Below are 16,011 nucleotides of genomic sequence, written 5' to 3'. Positions count from 1 at the left end.
CGGATCCCCCCATCAGGCCCAGTTCCCCTTCGACAGCAGCCCGAGCACCTCGAGCTGCCGCCAGTTGATGTATTTCTCCGACCACTTGCACCAGAGCTGCGCCACCGCATCGGGATCGGCATCATAGGCGTGGTATTCCCGCCCGGCCTGGTAATGCTCTGCGCGCAGCACCTCTTCGGCGGCCTTCGCCGCGAAAGTATGGAGGAATTTCGTGTGCAGCAGCACGCCGCTTGCCTTCTCTCCGCCCCAGGGATCGTAGACCAGATTCAGCCCCCGGGGGAGCAGCATGTGCGTAGAACTTTCATAGACATAGCTCTTGTGCCAGCGCACCAGCGGGATCTTGTTCAGTGCCGGCGCCCGTTCCGGCGTCTCGCGGAAGAAGCTGCGCATCCGCGGGCCGCCCTGGATCCAGAGGTTCCCGAAGGTTTCGTTCCGGCGGATCGTGTAATTGCCGGAATCGAACCAGGCGGCGATCTCAAGCGGGTCCTGCCCCTCCCGGTAGGGCTGCGCCTCGGGCGGGCCCTTGGGATACATGTCCAGCAGCATGGTCCCGAAGCTGCGGATCTCTGAGGTATCCAGCCAGCTGGTCAGCGCCGACAGCGGACGGGTGTCGCAGAACGGGTAGACGAGGAATTCGTCCGGATCGACCACCAGCACCCAGTGGCCGTGGCCGTGGTGCCGCAGCAGGTGGTTGATCCAGTCCATGCCGAAGGCGGCCTCGCGGTAGCTGTCCTCGGTGTACCAGACCGTGACATCGCCCTGCTCCGCCAGGTAATCCGCCGCGCCGTCGGTGCTGCCATTGTCGACGATCAGGAAATGATCCACGCCGAGGCGGCGGTAATAATCCAGAAAATAGGGAAGGCGGATCTTCTCGTTCCGCAGGGTGGCGAACAGCAGGATGTCGCTGCCGCCGATGCGATCCAGCCGGTCCTGCACCAGGCGCAGCCTGCGGCCATGCAGAAAGCCCCGCAAGGCGCGCCTGCGGCGCCATTTGCGCAGCCTGTATGCGTCGTGAAGCCCCAAATCCGCGTTCCGCCTCCGGGGCCCGAAGGCCCGCACCCACATCTCCGGACCGGTCCCTGCAAGGTCCAGCCCGGCCCCGCCGGAAGCCCCGTCCGGCTTCCCGCTCCTGCCTGGTCTTCGCCACGAGGCCCTTCAAAATCGGCCGCTACAGCCCCTCGTCCGAACTGATCAGGCCGATACGCACCAGCCCCCCGGTGCCGGCGAAACGCAGGGTGTCCGGGCAGGACAGATCCGGCGCCTTCAGGATCGCCTCGTAATAGTCCCGGTACAGGTCGGGACTGTTGAAATGCTGGCTGCGGCACAGATCCTCCCGCGCCCGGTCCAGCACATCGGGCAGGAATTTCGTATGCAGCAGAACGCCGTTGAAGAACGGGCCGCCGGGACCCGAGTAGAAGGCATTCAGCCCGGGAGGGAGTATGGAATGTGAAGAGTTAACGAAAGCATAACGGCGATCCCACCGCAGGAAGGGCAGCTTGTTCAGGGTCGGCGCGCGCGCGGGCTGGTCCGCGAAGAACACCCGGTCCCGGGTGCCGCCCTGCAGCCAGAGATTGCCCATCGGCGCCTGGCGCCGGGCGCGGAACGGCCCGGGATCGAACTGCGTGAGCACCTCCAGCGGATCGCGACCGGCCTGGTAGGTGCGCAGGCCCAGCCGCCCCTTCGGGAAGAGATCAAGCAGGAAGGCCCCCATCACCATCTGGCCGCGGGCCTCCAGCCGGGCGGCCAGCGCCGGCAGGCGGCGGTGATCGGACCCGGCATAGTCCAGCAGCTCGTCGGCATCGGCGATGACGCACCAATGGCCGTGCCCGTAGCGCCCCAGCAGGTGATTGAGCCAGTTGATCCCGAACCGCGCCCGCCGGTAGGAGGCGCCGCTGTACCAGAGCGAGACATCGGGCTGGCGCGCCAGCAGCGCGGCGCTGCCATCGGTGCTGGCATTGTCGACGATCAGGAAATGCGCGACGCCGAGGGCCCGGTAATGGGCCAGGAACTGCGGCAGCCGCAGGGATTCGTTGCGCAGGACGCAAAACAGCAGCACGTCCCCGGGGCGGATCGCCGCGCTGCGGTCGGCCACCCTGCGCAGGTCCCTCCGCGCCCGGAAGGCCCGCCACAGATAAAGCTGGCGGCGCCGGCGCTGCCGGAAGGCCACGCGCGCACGCTGCAGATGCCGCCATGGGCTGCGCATCCTGTCCTCCTCCCGGTCCCCGCCGGAAGAGTGGCGCCCCCGGCGATCTCCGGTCAAGAGGCAAGGCCCGGACCAGGCGAAGGGCGGCCCCGCAGGACCGCCCCCTGTTGCGCAACCGGCTTCGGCTTACTGCGCGGCGGTCTTCACCGAGACGACGTCCTGGAGGTATTCCATCAGCTCGTCCTTCAGGTCGTCGCGCGACAGGCCGAAGGAGACGGTGGCCTGCAGGAAGCCCGCCTTGGAGCCGCAGTCGAAACGCTGGCCCTTGAAGCGGAAGCCGTGGACCTTGCGGCCGGCGCTGATCTCGTCCGCGATGGCGTCGGTCAGCTGGATCTCGCCGCCGGCGCCGGTCTTCAGCTGGTCGAGGTTCTGCATGACCGAGTTCTGCAGCACGTAGCGGCCGATCACCGCCAGGTTGGAGGGCTGGGTGCCGGCCTTGGGCTTTTCGACCATGCCCTTGACCTTCACCACGTCGCCCTTGTCCTCGGCAATGTCGAGCACGCCATAGGATTTCGCCTTGTCGGCGGGCACTTCCATGGCCGCGACCATGGAGGCGGGTTCTTCCTCGAAGGCCTCGATCATCTGCGCCAGGCAGGGTTTCTCGGCGGCGATGACGTCATCGGGCAGGATGACCGCGAAGGGCTCGTCGCCGATCAGGCGGCGGGCGCACCACACGGCATGGCCCAGGCCAAGGGCCTTGTGCTGGCGGATGTAGGCAATCTGGCCGGATTCCATGTAGGTCTGCTGCAGGACTTCCAGCAGGTCGGTCTTGCCCTTCGCCTCAAGCTCGGCCTCGAGGACGGCGGAGTGGTCGAAGTAATCTTCCAGCGCGGACTTGCCCTTGGAGGTCACGAAGATGAACTCGGTGATACCGGCGGCGCGGGCCTCGTCGATCGCGTACTGGATCAGCGGACGGTCGACGAGGGTCATGATCTCCTTCGGCACGGATTTGGTGGCCGGCAGGAAGCGGGTGCCCAGACCCGCGACGGGGAAAATCGCTTTGGTGACTTTGTTTTTCACGTTAAGTCCTCAACTTTTGCCTTAATTTTCGTCCGTATCCGCAAGCATAGCACTTGGTGGACAGCAGACAAATTCCGATGAAATGGTGTGACCGAAAAACTCGATTTCAAGATGTCGTGTGGCGGAGCATGGCCGATCCGGCGAGGCTTCGCCACCGGAAAAAGCGCCTGCCTCCAACGCGGAAGGCCGCATGAAATCGCCGCGTCGCTTGTGCGCGGAAAACCATCACCTGCCCGCCATTTGCTTGGGAAATGCGCCATTGCCTGCCCAATGCGCCGGGAATTCCCGCCCCGGCGCCGCCCGATTGCCCCGCCGGTGCGGCGTGTCAGCGGTAACGGATCGCAAACCGATTCCCGCCTAGGCTGCGCGCATCCGCCCCCTGGGGGCATCCCGGCCGCCCCCCTCGGCCACAGGTCCGTCCGGACCCCCCGCCGGAGCGCAGATGTTCGAAAAGCCCGTCCCGCGCAGCACCCTGCAATCGGCCCTCTCCATGGCCGAGCTGATCTTCCACTCCACCGCCCACGACATCCGCAAGACGCATCGCAGCGCGCTCTTCTCGCTGCTCAACAACCTGCTGCGCGTCGCCGTGATGATGAGCGTCTTTTACCTGATGTTCCTGCTGTTCGGCCTGCGCAACACCGCGATCCGCGGCGATTTCCTGCTGTTCATGCTGTCCGGCGTGTTCCTGTACCGGACCCATGTGCAGACCGTTTCGGCGGTGATGGGGGCCAGCAGCGCCTTCAGCGCCATGCGCCAGCACCGGCCGATCAACACGCTGGTCGCGCTCGCCTCCTCGGCGCTCTCGGCGCTCTATATCCAGGTGCTGTGCCTGTTCATCATCCTGGTGGGCTACCACCTGATCCACGGCCCGTTCGAGATCTACCAGCCGCTGGGCGCCTTCGGTTGCATCCTGGTCGCCTGGGGCTTCGGCATCGCGGTGGGCGTGGCCTTTGCCGCGCTGAAACCCTGGGCCCCGACCTTCGCCAACATCCTGTCGCAGTTCTACCGGCGCGCCAACATGATCGCCTCGGGCAAGATGTTCGTGGTCAATACCCTGCCCACCAAGATGCGCGACATCTTCGACTGGAATCCGCTGTTTCACACCATCGACCAGACCCGCGGCCACGTGTTCATCAACTACGTGCCGCACTTCACCTCGCTCCGCTACGCGATCTGGGTCTCGGTGGTGATCTTCTGCCTTGCGATGATTGGCGAATTCTACACCCGCCGCCATGTATCGGCCAGCTGGAAGGCCCGCTAATCGACCACCCGGCAGGTCAGGTTGATCCGCCCGCCGCCCTCCAGCAAGGTCGAGCTGCCGGGCCGGATCCGGTCCACCCCGTGATGGATCAGCCGCGCCGCCCCCTCCAGCACCAGCACGTCACCCGAACGCAGCCAGACCGATTCCGTCGGCCCGCCGCGCTCGACATTGCCGATCCGGAACAGCCCGTCATCGCCCAGCGACACCGAAAGCACCGGCCAGCGGAAGTCGGCCTCGTCGCGGTCCTGGTGCAGGCCCATCTTCGCGCCGTCGCGATAGAGGTTCACCAGGCAGCAGTCGGGATCGCGCTCCAGTCCCGTCACCTGCCGCCAGAGGCCCAGCACCGAGGCCGGGATCGCCGGCCAGTCCCCGCCCGAAGGATGGCGGCGTTCGTAACGGTAGCCGCGCCGGTCCGAATACCAGCCGTAGCGCCCAGCCGAGGTCATCTGCACCGACATCGGCCTGCCCCACCGGGTCTGCGGCGAAAACAGCGGTGCCTGCGCCACCACGGCGCGCAGATCCGCCAGCATCGCCTCCTGCGCGGGGCGGTCCAGCAGGCCCTGCCACAGCGCCACCCCCCGGATTTTCAGTACCATGGCGCCTCTCCTGCCAAAGCCGCGTGCATTCGCCGCGAAATGCCGCATTTTTTGCCATTCTCGCCCCTGCTGTCCGCTTGCAGGGTGCAAACCCCCTGCCTATATACGCCCAGAAGCGCGGCGGGCGGGGAACCTACCGCCGTGTCACGGATCGGGGAAACGATGCCGACACGGGTCGGATCCCTGTAACATCGCCTTAAGTAGAAGGGATTGAAAACATGTCCAAAGTGATCGGTATCGACCTCGGCACCACCAACAGCTGCGTTGCCATCATGGACGGCTCGCAGGCCAAGGTCATCGAGAACTCCGAAGGCGCGCGCACGACGCCCTCGATCGTCGCCTTCACGGAAGAAGAGCGCCTGGTCGGGCAGTCGGCAAAGCGCCAGGCCGTCACCAACGCCTCCAACACCATCTTCGGCGTCAAGCGCCTGATCGGCCGTCGCGCAGACGACAGCCATCTGGCCAAGGACAAGAAGAACCTGCCCTACAACGTGGTTGCCGGCACCAATGGCGACGCATGGGTGGAAAGCCGCGGCGAAAAGTACTCGCCCTCGCAAATCTCCGCCTTCATCCTTGGCAAGATGAAGGAAACCGCCGAGAGCTACCTCGGTGAGGAAGTGACCCAGGCCGTCATCACGGTCCCGGCCTACTTCAACGACGCCCAGCGTCAGGCCACCAAGGATGCCGGCAAGATCGCCGGGCTCGAGGTGCTGCGGATCATCAACGAACCCACCGCTGCCGCCCTCGCCTACGGTCTCGACAAGGAAGACACCCACACGATCGCGGTCTATGACCTTGGCGGTGGTACCTTCGACGTCACCATCCTGGAAATCGACGACGGCCTGTTCGAAGTGAAAGCCACCAACGGGGACACGTTCCTGGGCGGTGAAGACTTCGACATGCGCATCGTCAACTACCTGGCGGGCGAGTTCAAGAAAGAGCACAACGTCGACCTGACCCTCGACAAGATGGCCCTGCAGCGCCTGAAGGAAGCTGCCGAAAAGGCCAAGATCGAGCTGTCGTCGTCGCAGTCGACCGAGATCAACCAGCCGTTCATCTCGATGGACCCGAAAACCGGCACCCCGCTGCACCTCGTGGTCAAGCTGACCCGTGCCAAGCTGGAAAGCCTGGTCGGTGACCTGATCAAGGGCTCGCTGAAGCCCTGCATGGCCGCGCTGAAGGATGCCGGCCTGTCCACCGGCGACATCGACGAAGTCGTTCTGGTCGGCGGCATGACCCGTATGCCGAAGGTCATCGAAGAGGTGACCAAGTTCTTCGGCAAGGAACCCCACAAGGGCGTGAACCCGGATGAAGTCGTCGCCATGGGCGCCGCGATCCAGGCCGGCGTTCTGCAGGGTGACGTGAAGGACGTGGTTCTGCTGGACGTGACCCCGCTGTCCCTGGGCATCGAGACCCTGGGGGGCGTGTTCACCCGCCTGATCGACCGCAACACGACGATCCCGACCAAGAAATCGCAGGTCTTCTCGACCGCCGAGGACAACCAGAACGCCGTGACGATCCGCGTGTTCCAGGGCGAACGTGAAATGGCGGCCGACAACAAGATGCTCGGCCAGTTCAACCTGGAAGACATTCCGCCCGCCCCGCGTGGCATGCCCCAGATCGAAGTGACCTTCGACATCGACGCCAACGGCATCGTGTCGGTCGGCGCCAAGGACAAGGGCACCAACAAGGAGCAGAAGATCACCATCCAGGCGTCCGGCGGTCTGTCCGATGCCGACATCGAGAAGATGGTGAAGGACGCGGAAGAGAACGCCGAGGCCGACAAGCAGCGCCGCGAGCTGATCGAAGCCAAGAACCAGGCCGAAAGCCTGATCCACTCGACCGAGAAATCGGTGGAAGAGCATGGCGACAAGGTGGATCCGTCCACCGTCGAGGCGATCGAACTGGCCGTGGCCGCCCTGAAGGACGAGCTGGAAACCGGCAACGCCGAGAAGATCAAGGCGGGCATCCAGAACGTCACCGAGGCCTCCATGCGCCTGGGTGAAGCCATCTACAAGGCCCAGATGGCCGAGAACGATGACGAACCCGCCGCGGCAGACACCACCGCAGGCCCCTCGGAAGACGACAGCATCGTCGATGCCGACTTCGAGGACCTGGACGACAACAAGAAGCGCGGCTGAGCCTTGAAGCTTCGCTGAGGAACCTCTGGGGCCGGTCCTCCCATCGGGCGGGCCGGCCCTCATCGTTCCGTAGGAAGGGATGACCAGACGTGGCAAAACGCGATTACTACGAGGTCCTCGGCCTGTCGAAGGGAGCCTCTGCGGAAGAGATCAAGAAGGCCTATCGCAAGAAGGCCAAGGAACTTCATCCGGACCGCAACAAGGACAACCCCCAGGCCGAAGACCAGTTCAAGGAGGCCAACGAGGCCTATGACTGTCTGAAGGATGCCGAGAAGAAGGCGGCCTACGACCGTTTCGGCCATGCGGCCTTCGAAGGCGGCATGGGCGGCGGGCGCCGTCCGGGCGCCGGTGGGCAGGGCGATTTCGCCTCGGCCTTCTCGGATGTGTTCGACGATCTTTTCGGCGATTTCATGGGCGGGCGCCAGCCCGGTGGCCGGCAACGTGCCACCCGGGGCTCTGACCTGCGCTACAACCTGCGGGTGACGCTGGAGGAATCCTACCAGGGCCTGCAGAAGACCATCAAGGTCCCCACCGCCGTGCAGTGCAACGTCTGCCACGGCACCGGCGCCGAGGGTGGCGCCGAGCCGGTGACTTGCCCGACCTGTTCGGGCATGGGCAAGGTGCGCGCGCAGCAGGGCTTCTTCACGGTGGAACGGACCTGCCCGACCTGCTCGGGACTGGGCCAGATCATCAAGAACCCCTGCTCCGCCTGTGGCGGCCAGGGCCGGGTCGAACGCGAGCGGCAGCTCTCGGTGAACATTCCCGCCGGTGTCGAGACCGGCACCCGCATTCGCCTGGGCGGCGAGGGCGAGGCCGGAATGCGCGGCGGTCCCTCGGGGGATCTCTACATCTTCATCGAGGTGGCCAAGCACGACATCTTCGAACGCGAGGGCACCAACCTGTTCTGCCGCGTTCCGGTGTCGATGACCTCGGCCGCGCTTGGCGGCGACATCGAGGTGCCGACGATCGATGGCGGGCGCTCCCGGGTGAAGATCCCCGAGGGCAGCCAGGCCGGGCGGCAGATGCGTCTGCGCGGCAAGGGCATGCCCGCCCTGCGCGGTGGCGGACATGGCGACATGTTCATCGAGCTGGCGGTGGAAACCCCGGTGAACCTGACCCATCGCCAGAAGGAACTGCTGCGCGAATTCGAGGAGCTTTCGGCGGAGAATAATCCGGAAAGCGAAGGGTTCTTCAAATCGGTGAAGAATTTCTGGGACTCGATGAAGGGCTGAAGCGCCTTTTGAGCGGAGATCAGGGGGCGGCCTGCGGGTCGCCCCTTTGCATCTGGCGTCGGGGGCGCTGCCCCCAGGCTCCTGCGGAGCCTCCCCCCGAGGTATTTGAAACAAGAAAATACCAGCAGGGGATCCGGCATTAACCTAAGCTTAATCAAGATTGCCGGACACTTGCGGGATCATGAGTGACCCTCGCGCCTTTCAGGAAATGTCCCTGCCGCTTTTCGACTCCGACGAGGCCGCGCCCGAGGCGCTGCCGCCCGGTCGGCTACCTTCCTACATCCGCGATCACCGCAAGCGGTTGCGGGACCGGTTCCTGGAAGGGGGGGCCGCCGCCCTGCCGGATTACGAAATGCTGGAGCTGGTGCTGTTCCGGGCCAATGCCCGGCGGGACATGAAGCCGCTCGCGCATCGCCTGCTGGAAGCCTTCGGTGATTTCAACGGCGTGGTCAGCGCCCCTGCGGACCGGCTGGCCGAGATCCCCGAGGTGGGCGAAGCGGTCATCTGCGAGCTGAAGATCATCGAGGCGGCCGCGCAACGCCTGGCCCGCGCCCGGGTGCTGAAACGCCAGGTGGTCAGTTCCTGGGAGGCCCTTCTGGACTATTGCCACACCACCATGGCGCACCGGGAGACGGAACAGTTCCGCGTGCTGTTCCTGGACCGTCGCAACGTGCTGATCGCGGACGAGGCCCAGGGCCAGGGCACCGTGGATCACGTGCCCGTCTACCCGCGCGAGGTCGTCAAGCGCGCCCTGCATCACAATGCCAGCGCGCTGATCCTGGTGCACAACCACCCTTCGGGCGACCCGACCCCCTCGGACAGCGATATCGAGATGACCCGCCAGATCGAGGCCGCCGCGACCGCCCTTGGCATCGTGCTGCACGACCACATCATCATCGGCCGCTCCCGCGAGCTGAGCTTCCGGGCCGAGGGCTACCTCTAGGTTTCATCTTTCCCCAAATATGCATGCGGCGCCCGCAACCGGGCGCCGCAGCCGGGATCAAAGCGCCTTGGCTTCCCGCCGGCGGGCATGCAGCACGGGCTCGGTATAGCCCGAGGGCTGCGCCACCCCGGTTAAGATCAGGTCGCGGGCCGCCGCGAAGGCCACCCCGTCAAAGCCCGGCGCCATCGGGCGATAGGCCGGATCCCCGGCGTTCTGGGCATCCACCTTGACCGCCATCCGGCGCAGCGCTTCCTCGACCTGCTCGGGGGTGATCACCCCGTGCAGCAGCCAGTTCGCCAGATATTGGGAGGAGATCCGCAGCGTCGCGCGATCCTCCATCAGGCCGACATCGTGGATGTCCGGCACCTTGGAGCAGCCGACGCCCTGGTCGATCCAGCGCACCACATAGCCCAGGATCCCCTGGCAGTTGTTGTCGACCTCGCGGGCGACCTCCTCGTCGGTCAGGTTGCGCCCGCCCAGCAGCGGCGGCGTCAGCAGCGCATCGAGGCTCGCCTTCGCGCGGGACTTTAGCTCGTCCTGGCGGGCGAAGACATCGACCTGATGGTAATGGGTCGCATGCAGCGTCGCCGCGGTGGGCGAGGGCACCCAGGCGGTCGTCGCGCCCGCCATCGGGTGCGCGATCTTGGTTGCCAGCATCTCGGCCATCATGTCGGGCTTGGCCCACATGCCCTTGCCGATCTGGCCCTTGCCCTGCATCCCCACGGCCAAGCCGGTATCGACATTGCCGGCCTCGTAGGCCGCCAGCCAGCCGGCATCCTTCATCTCGCCCTTCGGCACGAAGGGACCGGCCTGCATCGAAGTGTGGATCTCGTCCCCGGTGCGATCAAGGAAGCCGGTGTTGATGAAGACCAGCCGGTCCTTCACGGCGCGGATGCATTCCTTGAGGTTCACCGAGGTCCGGCGCTCCTCGTCCATGACGCCCAGCTTCACCGTGTTGCGCGGCAGCTTCAGGATGTCCTCGACCCCGGCATAGAGCGCATCGGCGAAGGCCACTTCCTCGGGGCCGTGCATCTTCGGCTTCACCACGTAGACCGAGCCTGCGCGGGAATTGCGCGGGCCGTCTTCCTTCATCAGGTCATGCATGGCGCAGGCGACGGTGACCACGGCATCCAGCATCCCCTCCGGCGTCTCCTCGCCCTCGAAGAGCACCGCATCGGTGGTCATCAGGTGGCCGACGTTGCGCACCAGCAGCAGGGCGCGGCCCTGCAGCGTGAAGGGCTGGCCCTGGGGCGAGAGGTATTCGGGATCGGGGTTCAGCGCGCGGGTCATCTGGCGCCCGCCCTTCTCGAAGCTCTCGGACAGGTCGCCCTTCATCAGCCCCAGCCACTTGGCATAGGCCTCGGTCTTGTCCTGGGCATCGACGGCGGCGATGGAATCCTCGAAATCCTGGATCGCGGTCATCGCGGATTCCAGCACCACGTCGCGCAGCCCCGAGGGGCTGTCCTGCCCGACCGGGTGATCCGGGTCGATCATCAGCACAACATGCAGGCCATGATGGCACAGCAGATACGAGGCCTTGGGGCCGTCCTCGGTATAGCCCTTGAAGGCGGAGGGATCCTTGAAGCCATGGACCACGCCCGCGACCTCGGCCACCAGGGTGTCCCCCTCGCGGCGATAGGCGGTCACCTCGGCATGGCTGGCGCCCTTCAGCGGCAGCGACAGATCCAGGAATTCCGCCGCCCAGGCCATCACCTGACCGCCGCGCGCGCGGTCATAGCCCTTGCCCTCAGGGGTGCCGGGCAGCGCGTCGGTGCCGTAGAGCGCGTCATACAGAGAGCCCCAGCGGGCATTCGCAGCATTCAGCGCGAAGCGGGCATTCATCACCGGCACCACCAGCTGCGGACCGGCGATGGTGGCGATTTCGGGGTCGACATCGGCGGTGCCGATCTCGAAATCCGGACCCTTGGGGACGATGTAGCCGATCTTCTCAAGGAAGCTGCGGTAGGCCGCGCCATCCCAGGGCTGGCCCTTGCGCTCCAGCAGCCAGGCGTCGATGCGGGCCTGAAGATCGTCGCGCCGGTTCAGCAGGCGCAGGTTCTCGGGCACCAGACGGGCCAGCAGCTTGGCATAGCCGCCCCAGTAGGCCTCGGGCGAGATGCCGAGACCGGGCAGAACCTGGTCTTCCACCAGCGCCGCCAGCGGCGCAGCGACCGAGAGACCGGCGCGGGTCACGTATTGGGTCATGGAGTGTCTCCTGAAACGCTTTGGCCCACCTTAGCCGCAGTGCCGCCGGAAGGGCGAAGCCTTTGCCATCTTTTCCACGATGTGGAAAGCTATGGGCGGAAAATGGAAAGGCACCCCATGGCCGAAACCCCGGGCGTCCAGTCGGTCGAACGCGCCCTGACCCTGATGGAGCTGATCGCCGCCGAACCCGACGGGCTGCGCCTGTCGGAGGTCGCGCGGCGGGCGGGGCTGGCGGCCTCGACCACGCACCGGCTGCTGACGACGCTGGAACAGCGCGGCTTCCTGCATTCGGACGCGGCCTCGGGGCACTGGCATGTCGGGCGCGCGGCGCACCGGGTGGGGGCGGCCTATGTGCTGGCGCGCAATCTGGTGGCGCCCGCCCTGCCCTTCCTGCGCCGGCTGCGCGATGCCACCCGCGAGACGGCGAACCTGGGGCTGATCGAGGACGGCGAGGTGGTGACGCTGAGCCAGGTCGAAAGCCGCGAGATCATGCGCGCCATCTCGCCCCCCGGTGGCCGGGTGCCGGTGCTGTGTTCCGGCATGGGCAAGGCGATCCTGGCGACCCGCCCCGACCGGGAGGTCGCCCGGCTGGTGCAGCGCCACGGCTTTCGCGCCGCCACCGCCCGCAGCCTGACCCGGATGGACGCGGTGGAGGCCGAGATGGCCCAGATCCGCGCCCGCGGCTATGCCGTCGATGACGAGGAATTCGTGCTGGGCCTGCGCTGCGTCGCCGCCGTGGTCTGGGGCCCGTCCGGGGACCCCGCCTGCGCGATCTCGGTCTCGGGGCTGGCCGCGCGCATGACGCCCGAGAAGGTCGCGCGCTGCGGCGAGACGGTGCAGCGCATCGCGACCGAGCTGTCCCAGGCGATGGGGGCCGTTCAGTCGCCAAGCTCGGGGAAGAGCTGAGGCAGCAGCAGCCGGCCCTCGGTGGTTTCCGAACAGGGCGGCAGGGTCAGCGTCAGGGTGTGAAAGACGGTAGCCGCGCCGGGCATCTTCAGCGCCCCGTGGATGGTCAGCGCACGGTCGCAGGTGTCCGGGGTCAGCACCACCTCGGGCAGCACCGGCACATCGCTGCCGGCCTTGAAGGAGGCCACCCGCAGATGGCGGCTGTCATCGCCGCGATGGGTGCCGAAATGGCCCACCGCCCCGCTGTCATCCGCCGAGATCAGCGCGACCTCGGCCGGGCCGGACCAGTCGATGGCGGCGCGGGCCACGTCCTCCAGCCCGGTGACCGGAGAGGTGGCCACCGCCGAGGCGCCGTCGGCAAAGGCCGCCACGATCAGCGCCGGATCGGCAAGCGCCGGCAGGTCGATGCGCAGCAGCCCGTCCGGCGGGATGGTTTCGGTGAAGGAGAGCCCCTCGTGCAGCAGGGTCACGTCCTGGCCCGCGCGGCAGGGCGCCGAAAGGTCGAAGCGCACCATCGCCCCCGGCTCGGCCACCGCCTCCGCGTCCAGCGGGCAATCGGCAGCCTGCCCGGCCAGCGGCAGGCCGACAGCAAAAACGGCGCCCGAAAGCGCCGTTTTCCAGATGTCAGGCAATCTCGCCATGGCAATGCTTGAACTTCTTGCCCGATCCGCAGGGGCAAGGCGCGTTCCGCGCCGGGTTGCCCCAGGTCGAGGGATCGTTCTCGTCAAAGCCCGGCAGGCGCCCCGCCGGGGCCTCAGCGGGCTCCTCGATCAGCGCGGCCTCGGCCTCGTGGACGGCGGCATCCACCTGCTGCTGCTGGGCCGCCATCTGCTGCTGCAGCAGCGCGATCTGGGCCTGGCGTTCCTCTTCCGTCATCGGACGGACACGGGCCAGCGTGGTGGTGACTTCCTCGCGCAGACCGTCGAGCAGCGCCTCGAACATGCCGAAGGCCTCGTTCTTGTACTCGTTCAGCGGGTCGCGCTGCGCATAGCCGCGGAAGCCGATGACCGAACGCAGGTGCTCCATGCGCAGCAGGTGGTCGCGCCACTTGCCGTCGATGGTCTGCAGCAGGATCTGCTTTTCGATCAGGCGCATGTTGTCATCGCCGAAGGCCGCGGCCTTCTCGGCCATGGCGGCATCGGTGGCCTGCTCCAGGCGCTCGATGATGTGCTCGTCGTCCACGCCTTCCTCGGCGGCCCATTCATCGACCGGCACGTCGACACCCAGCTGCTCGCGGCAGGCGGCCTTCAGGCCCTCGGTGTCCCACTGGTCGGCGTAGGTCTTGGGCGGCATGTACTTGGTCACCAGATCCTCGATCACCTCGTAGCGCATGTCCTGCGCGATCTCGGCGACATCGGTGGTTTCCATGATCTCGCGGCGCTGCTTGAAGATCAGCTTGCGCTGGTCGTTCATCACGTCGTCGAACTTCAGCACGTTCTTGCGCATGTCGAAGTTGCGCCCCTCGACCTTGGCCTGGGCGCGTTCCAGCGACTTGTTCACCCAAGGGTGCACGATCGCCTCGCCTTCCTTCATGCCCAGCCCCGAGAGGACCTTGTCCAGCCGGTCCGACCCGAAGATGCGCATCAGGTCGTCTTCCAGCGACAGGAAGAAGCTGGAGCGGCCCGGGTCGCCCTGACGGCCCGAACGGCCGCGCAGCTGGTTGTCGATGCGGCGCGATTCATGGCGCTCGGTGGCCAGAACGAAGAGGCCGCCGGCCTCCTTCACCGCCGCTTCGGCAGCGGCGTGCTCGGCCTCGATCTTTTCGCGCAGCGTGTCGGGATGGACCTCGGGATTGGCGGCCAGGGCCTCCATCACCTTCATCTCGACATTGCCGCCCAGCTTGATGTCGGTGCCGCGGCCCGCCATGTTCGTGGCGATGGTGATCGCGCCCAGCTTGCCGGCCTCGGCGACGATCTGCGCCTCCTGCTCGTGGTGGCGGGCGTTCAGCACGTTGTGCGGCAGCCCGGCCTGGGTCAGCAGCTGGCTCAGCAGTTCCGACTTCTCGATCGAGGTGGTGCCGACCAGGACCGGCTGGCCCTTGGCATGGGCCACCTTGATCTCCTCGACGATGGCCTCGTATTTCTCGCGGGCGGTGCGGTAGATCGCATCGTCCTCGTCCTTGCGGGCGATGGGACGGTTCGTCGGCACTTCGACCACACCCAGGCCGTAGATCTCCTGGAATTCCTCGGCCTCGGTCATAGCGGTGCCGGTCATGCCGGACAGGCGATTGTAGAGGCGGAAGTAGTTCTGGAAGGTGACCTGCGCCAGGGTGACGTTCTCGGGCTGGATCTGGACGCCTTCCTTGGCCTCGATGGCCTGATGCAGGCCCTCGGACAGGCGGCGGCCCGACATCATGCGGCCGGTGAACTCGTCGATCAGCACCACTTCGCCATTCCTGACGATGTACTGCTGGTCCTTCAGGAACAGCTTGTGGGCGCGCAGGGCCTGGTTGACATGGTGCACGATGGTCGTGCTTTCCGGGTCATAGAGGGTCGCGCCCTCTTCCAGCAGGCCATTGGCGTGCAGCAGCTGCTCCAGCGCCTCGTTGCCCTCTTCGGTGAAGGTGACCGAACGCTGCTTCTCGTCGATCGTGTAGGCATCCTCGGGCAGCGAGGGGATCAGCTTGTCGATGGCCAGATACAGGTCCGAACGGTCCTGCGACGGCCCCGAGATGATCAGCGGCGTGCGCGCTTCGTCGATCAGGATGCTGTCGACCTCGTCCACGATGGCGAAGTTGTGCTCGCGCTGGTAGAGGTCCGCCAGGTCCGACTTCATGTTGTCGCGCAGGTAGTCGAAGCCCAGCTCGTTGTTGGTGGCATAGGTGATGTCGCAGCGATAGGCCTGCTTCTTGGACATGTCGTCCTGGCCGGGGTGCACCACGCCGGTGGTCAACCCCAGGAAGCCGTAGACCTTCGACATCCATTCCGCGTCGCGCTTGGCGAGGTAGTCGTTCACCGTCACCACGTGAACGCCCTTTCCGGAAAGAGCATTCAGGTAGGCCGGGAAGGTCGCGACCAGGGTCTTGCCCTCGCCGGTCTTCATCTCGGCGATGTTGCCCTGGTGCAGGAAGATGCCCCCCAGAAGCTGCACATCGTATGCGCGCAGGCCGATGGCCCGGCGGGCCCCTTCACGGCAGTTCGCGAAGGCTTCCGGCAGCATGTCGTCCAGGCTTTCGCCCTCGGCTGCACGCTTCTTGAATTCTTCGGTCTTGGCCCGAAGCTGGTCGTCGCTCAGCGCACGGAATTCCTCTTCCAGGGCGTTGATCTTTGCGACCAGCGGGCGGCTTGCTTTCACCTTGCGGTCGTTCGGGGTCCCGAAGACCTTCTTGGCGAGTGTTCCGATACCCAGCATGATCCGTATTCCGCCTCTCTGACGCCTTCGTGTTTTAGGGCCTGTTGTCCGGCGTCCGCATGGCCCATAGAAAGAACCGGAACCGGCCCTCCGGCCCTTTGCCATAAGGCGATGTAAGGTGAGGGCCTACCTGTGTCAACGCCGCGGCCCCCG

Annotated in this window: 12 protein-coding genes; 5 read left to right on the top strand and 7 right to left on the bottom strand. The window is 66.2% G+C overall.

Annotated elements, in window-relative coordinates; all coding sequences use genetic code 11:
- Positions 1–12: 12 nt before the first annotated feature.
- The 3 genes from KM176_RS08515 to galU form a co-directional block, all read right to left on the bottom strand.
- On the bottom strand, positions 13–999 hold the full coding sequence (locus KM176_RS08515; protein ID WP_375372108.1) for a glycosyltransferase family 2 protein: 987 nt from the start codon (positions 997–999) through the stop codon (positions 13–15).
- 169 nt (positions 1,000–1,168) lie between these two features.
- Positions 1,169–2,203, bottom strand: coding sequence for a glycosyltransferase family 2 protein (locus KM176_RS08510; protein ID WP_160891206.1), 1,035 nt, complete (start codon positions 2,201–2,203; stop codon positions 1,169–1,171).
- Between the two features lie 126 nt (positions 2,204–2,329).
- Positions 2,330–3,223: a UTP--glucose-1-phosphate uridylyltransferase GalU gene (gene galU, locus KM176_RS08505; RefSeq protein ID WP_160891207.1), complete on the bottom strand. Its 894-nt coding sequence runs from the start codon at positions 3,221–3,223 to the stop codon at positions 2,330–2,332.
- Positions 3,224–3,665: 442 nt separating this feature from the next.
- Between galU and KM176_RS08500 the strand changes: the two genes are divergently transcribed.
- Entirely contained in the window at positions 3,666–4,484 is an 819-nt protein-coding gene (locus KM176_RS08500) for an ABC transporter permease (RefSeq protein ID WP_160891208.1), read from the top strand.
- Here the strand turns inward: KM176_RS08500 and KM176_RS08495 are convergent.
- Complete coding sequence (locus tag KM176_RS08495) at positions 4,481–5,080, bottom strand: alpha-ketoglutarate-dependent dioxygenase AlkB family protein (RefSeq protein ID WP_160891209.1); 600 nt, start codon at positions 5,078–5,080, stop codon at positions 4,481–4,483. The genes KM176_RS08500 and KM176_RS08495 overlap by 4 nt on opposite strands.
- Before the next feature lie 218 nt (positions 5,081–5,298).
- On the opposite strand from KM176_RS08495, the gene dnaK reads away from it, so the two are divergent.
- The 3 genes from dnaK (at position 5,299) to radC (ending at position 9,396) form a co-directional block, all read left to right on the top strand.
- Positions 5,299–7,221: a molecular chaperone DnaK gene (gene dnaK, locus KM176_RS08490; RefSeq protein ID WP_160891210.1), complete on the top strand. Its 1,923-nt coding sequence runs from the start codon at positions 5,299–5,301 to the stop codon at positions 7,219–7,221.
- A gap of 89 nt (positions 7,222–7,310) precedes the next feature.
- Entirely contained in the window at positions 7,311–8,453 is a 1,143-nt protein-coding gene (dnaJ, locus tag KM176_RS08485) for a molecular chaperone DnaJ (protein ID WP_160891211.1), read from the top strand.
- A gap of 181 nt (positions 8,454–8,634) precedes the next feature.
- Positions 8,635–9,396, top strand: a complete 762-nt coding sequence (radC, locus tag KM176_RS08480) for a RadC family protein (protein WP_160891212.1) — start codon at positions 8,635–8,637, stop codon at positions 9,394–9,396.
- 57 nt (positions 9,397–9,453) lie between these two features.
- On the opposite strand, the gene KM176_RS08475 is transcribed toward radC, so the two are convergent.
- The gene (locus tag KM176_RS08475) at positions 9,454–11,601 is read right to left on the bottom strand and encodes a malate synthase G (RefSeq protein ID WP_160891213.1); all 2,148 of its coding nucleotides are present in this window, start codon (positions 11,599–11,601) and stop codon (positions 9,454–9,456) included.
- Positions 11,602–11,718: 117 nt separating this feature from the next.
- Here KM176_RS08475 and KM176_RS08470 point away from each other — a divergent pair, with 117 nt between their 5' ends.
- Positions 11,719–12,507, top strand: a complete 789-nt coding sequence (locus tag KM176_RS08470; protein WP_160891214.1) for an IclR family transcriptional regulator — start codon at positions 11,719–11,721, stop codon at positions 12,505–12,507.
- Here the strand turns inward: KM176_RS08470 and KM176_RS08465 are convergent.
- Entirely contained in the window at positions 12,480–13,148 is a 669-nt protein-coding gene (locus KM176_RS08465) for a hypothetical protein (RefSeq protein ID WP_160891215.1), read from the bottom strand. The genes KM176_RS08470 and KM176_RS08465 overlap by 28 nt on opposite strands.
- Entirely contained in the window at positions 13,132–15,858 is a 2,727-nt protein-coding gene (secA, locus tag KM176_RS08460) for a preprotein translocase subunit SecA (protein WP_160891216.1), read from the bottom strand. The genes KM176_RS08465 and secA overlap by 17 nt, the downstream gene beginning before the upstream one ends.
- Between the last annotated feature and the right edge of the window lie 153 nt (positions 15,859–16,011).

The sequence above is a fragment of the Pseudooceanicola endophyticus genome (assembly GCF_018760365.1).
GTDB classification, from domain to species: domain Bacteria; phylum Pseudomonadota; class Alphaproteobacteria; order Rhodobacterales; family Rhodobacteraceae; genus Pseudooceanicola; species Pseudooceanicola endophyticus.
The sequence above is the reverse complement of the archived record's forward strand: the minus strand, read 5'-3'. Positions and strand labels throughout refer to the sequence as shown.

What these genes read in the sequence shown, in the direction of transcription:
- secA (WP_160891216.1), bottom strand. Translation starts at nt 15,858, where the DNA reads ATGCTGGGTATCGGAACACTCGCCAAGAAGGTCTTCGGGACCCCGAAC.
- KM176_RS08500 (WP_160891208.1), top strand. Translation starts at nt 3,666, where the DNA reads ATGTTCGAAAAGCCCGTCCCGCGCAGCACCCTGCAATCGGCCCTCTCC.
- KM176_RS08470 (WP_160891214.1), top strand. Translation starts at nt 11,719, where the DNA reads ATGGCCGAAACCCCGGGCGTCCAGTCGGTCGAACGCGCCCTGACCCTG.
- KM176_RS08495 (WP_160891209.1), bottom strand. Translation starts at nt 5,080, where the DNA reads ATGGTACTGAAAATCCGGGGGGTGGCGCTGTGGCAGGGCCTGCTGGAC.
- KM176_RS08465 (WP_160891215.1), bottom strand. Translation starts at nt 13,148, where the DNA reads ATGGCGAGATTGCCTGACATCTGGAAAACGGCGCTTTCGGGCGCCGTT.
- dnaK (WP_160891210.1), top strand. Translation starts at nt 5,299, where the DNA reads ATGTCCAAAGTGATCGGTATCGACCTCGGCACCACCAACAGCTGCGTT.
- radC (WP_160891212.1), top strand. Translation starts at nt 8,635, where the DNA reads ATGAGTGACCCTCGCGCCTTTCAGGAAATGTCCCTGCCGCTTTTCGAC.
- KM176_RS08475 (WP_160891213.1), bottom strand. Translation starts at nt 11,601, where the DNA reads ATGACCCAATACGTGACCCGCGCCGGTCTCTCGGTCGCTGCGCCGCTG.
- KM176_RS08510 (WP_160891206.1), bottom strand. Translation starts at nt 2,203, where the DNA reads ATGCGCAGCCCATGGCGGCATCTGCAGCGTGCGCGCGTGGCCTTCCGG.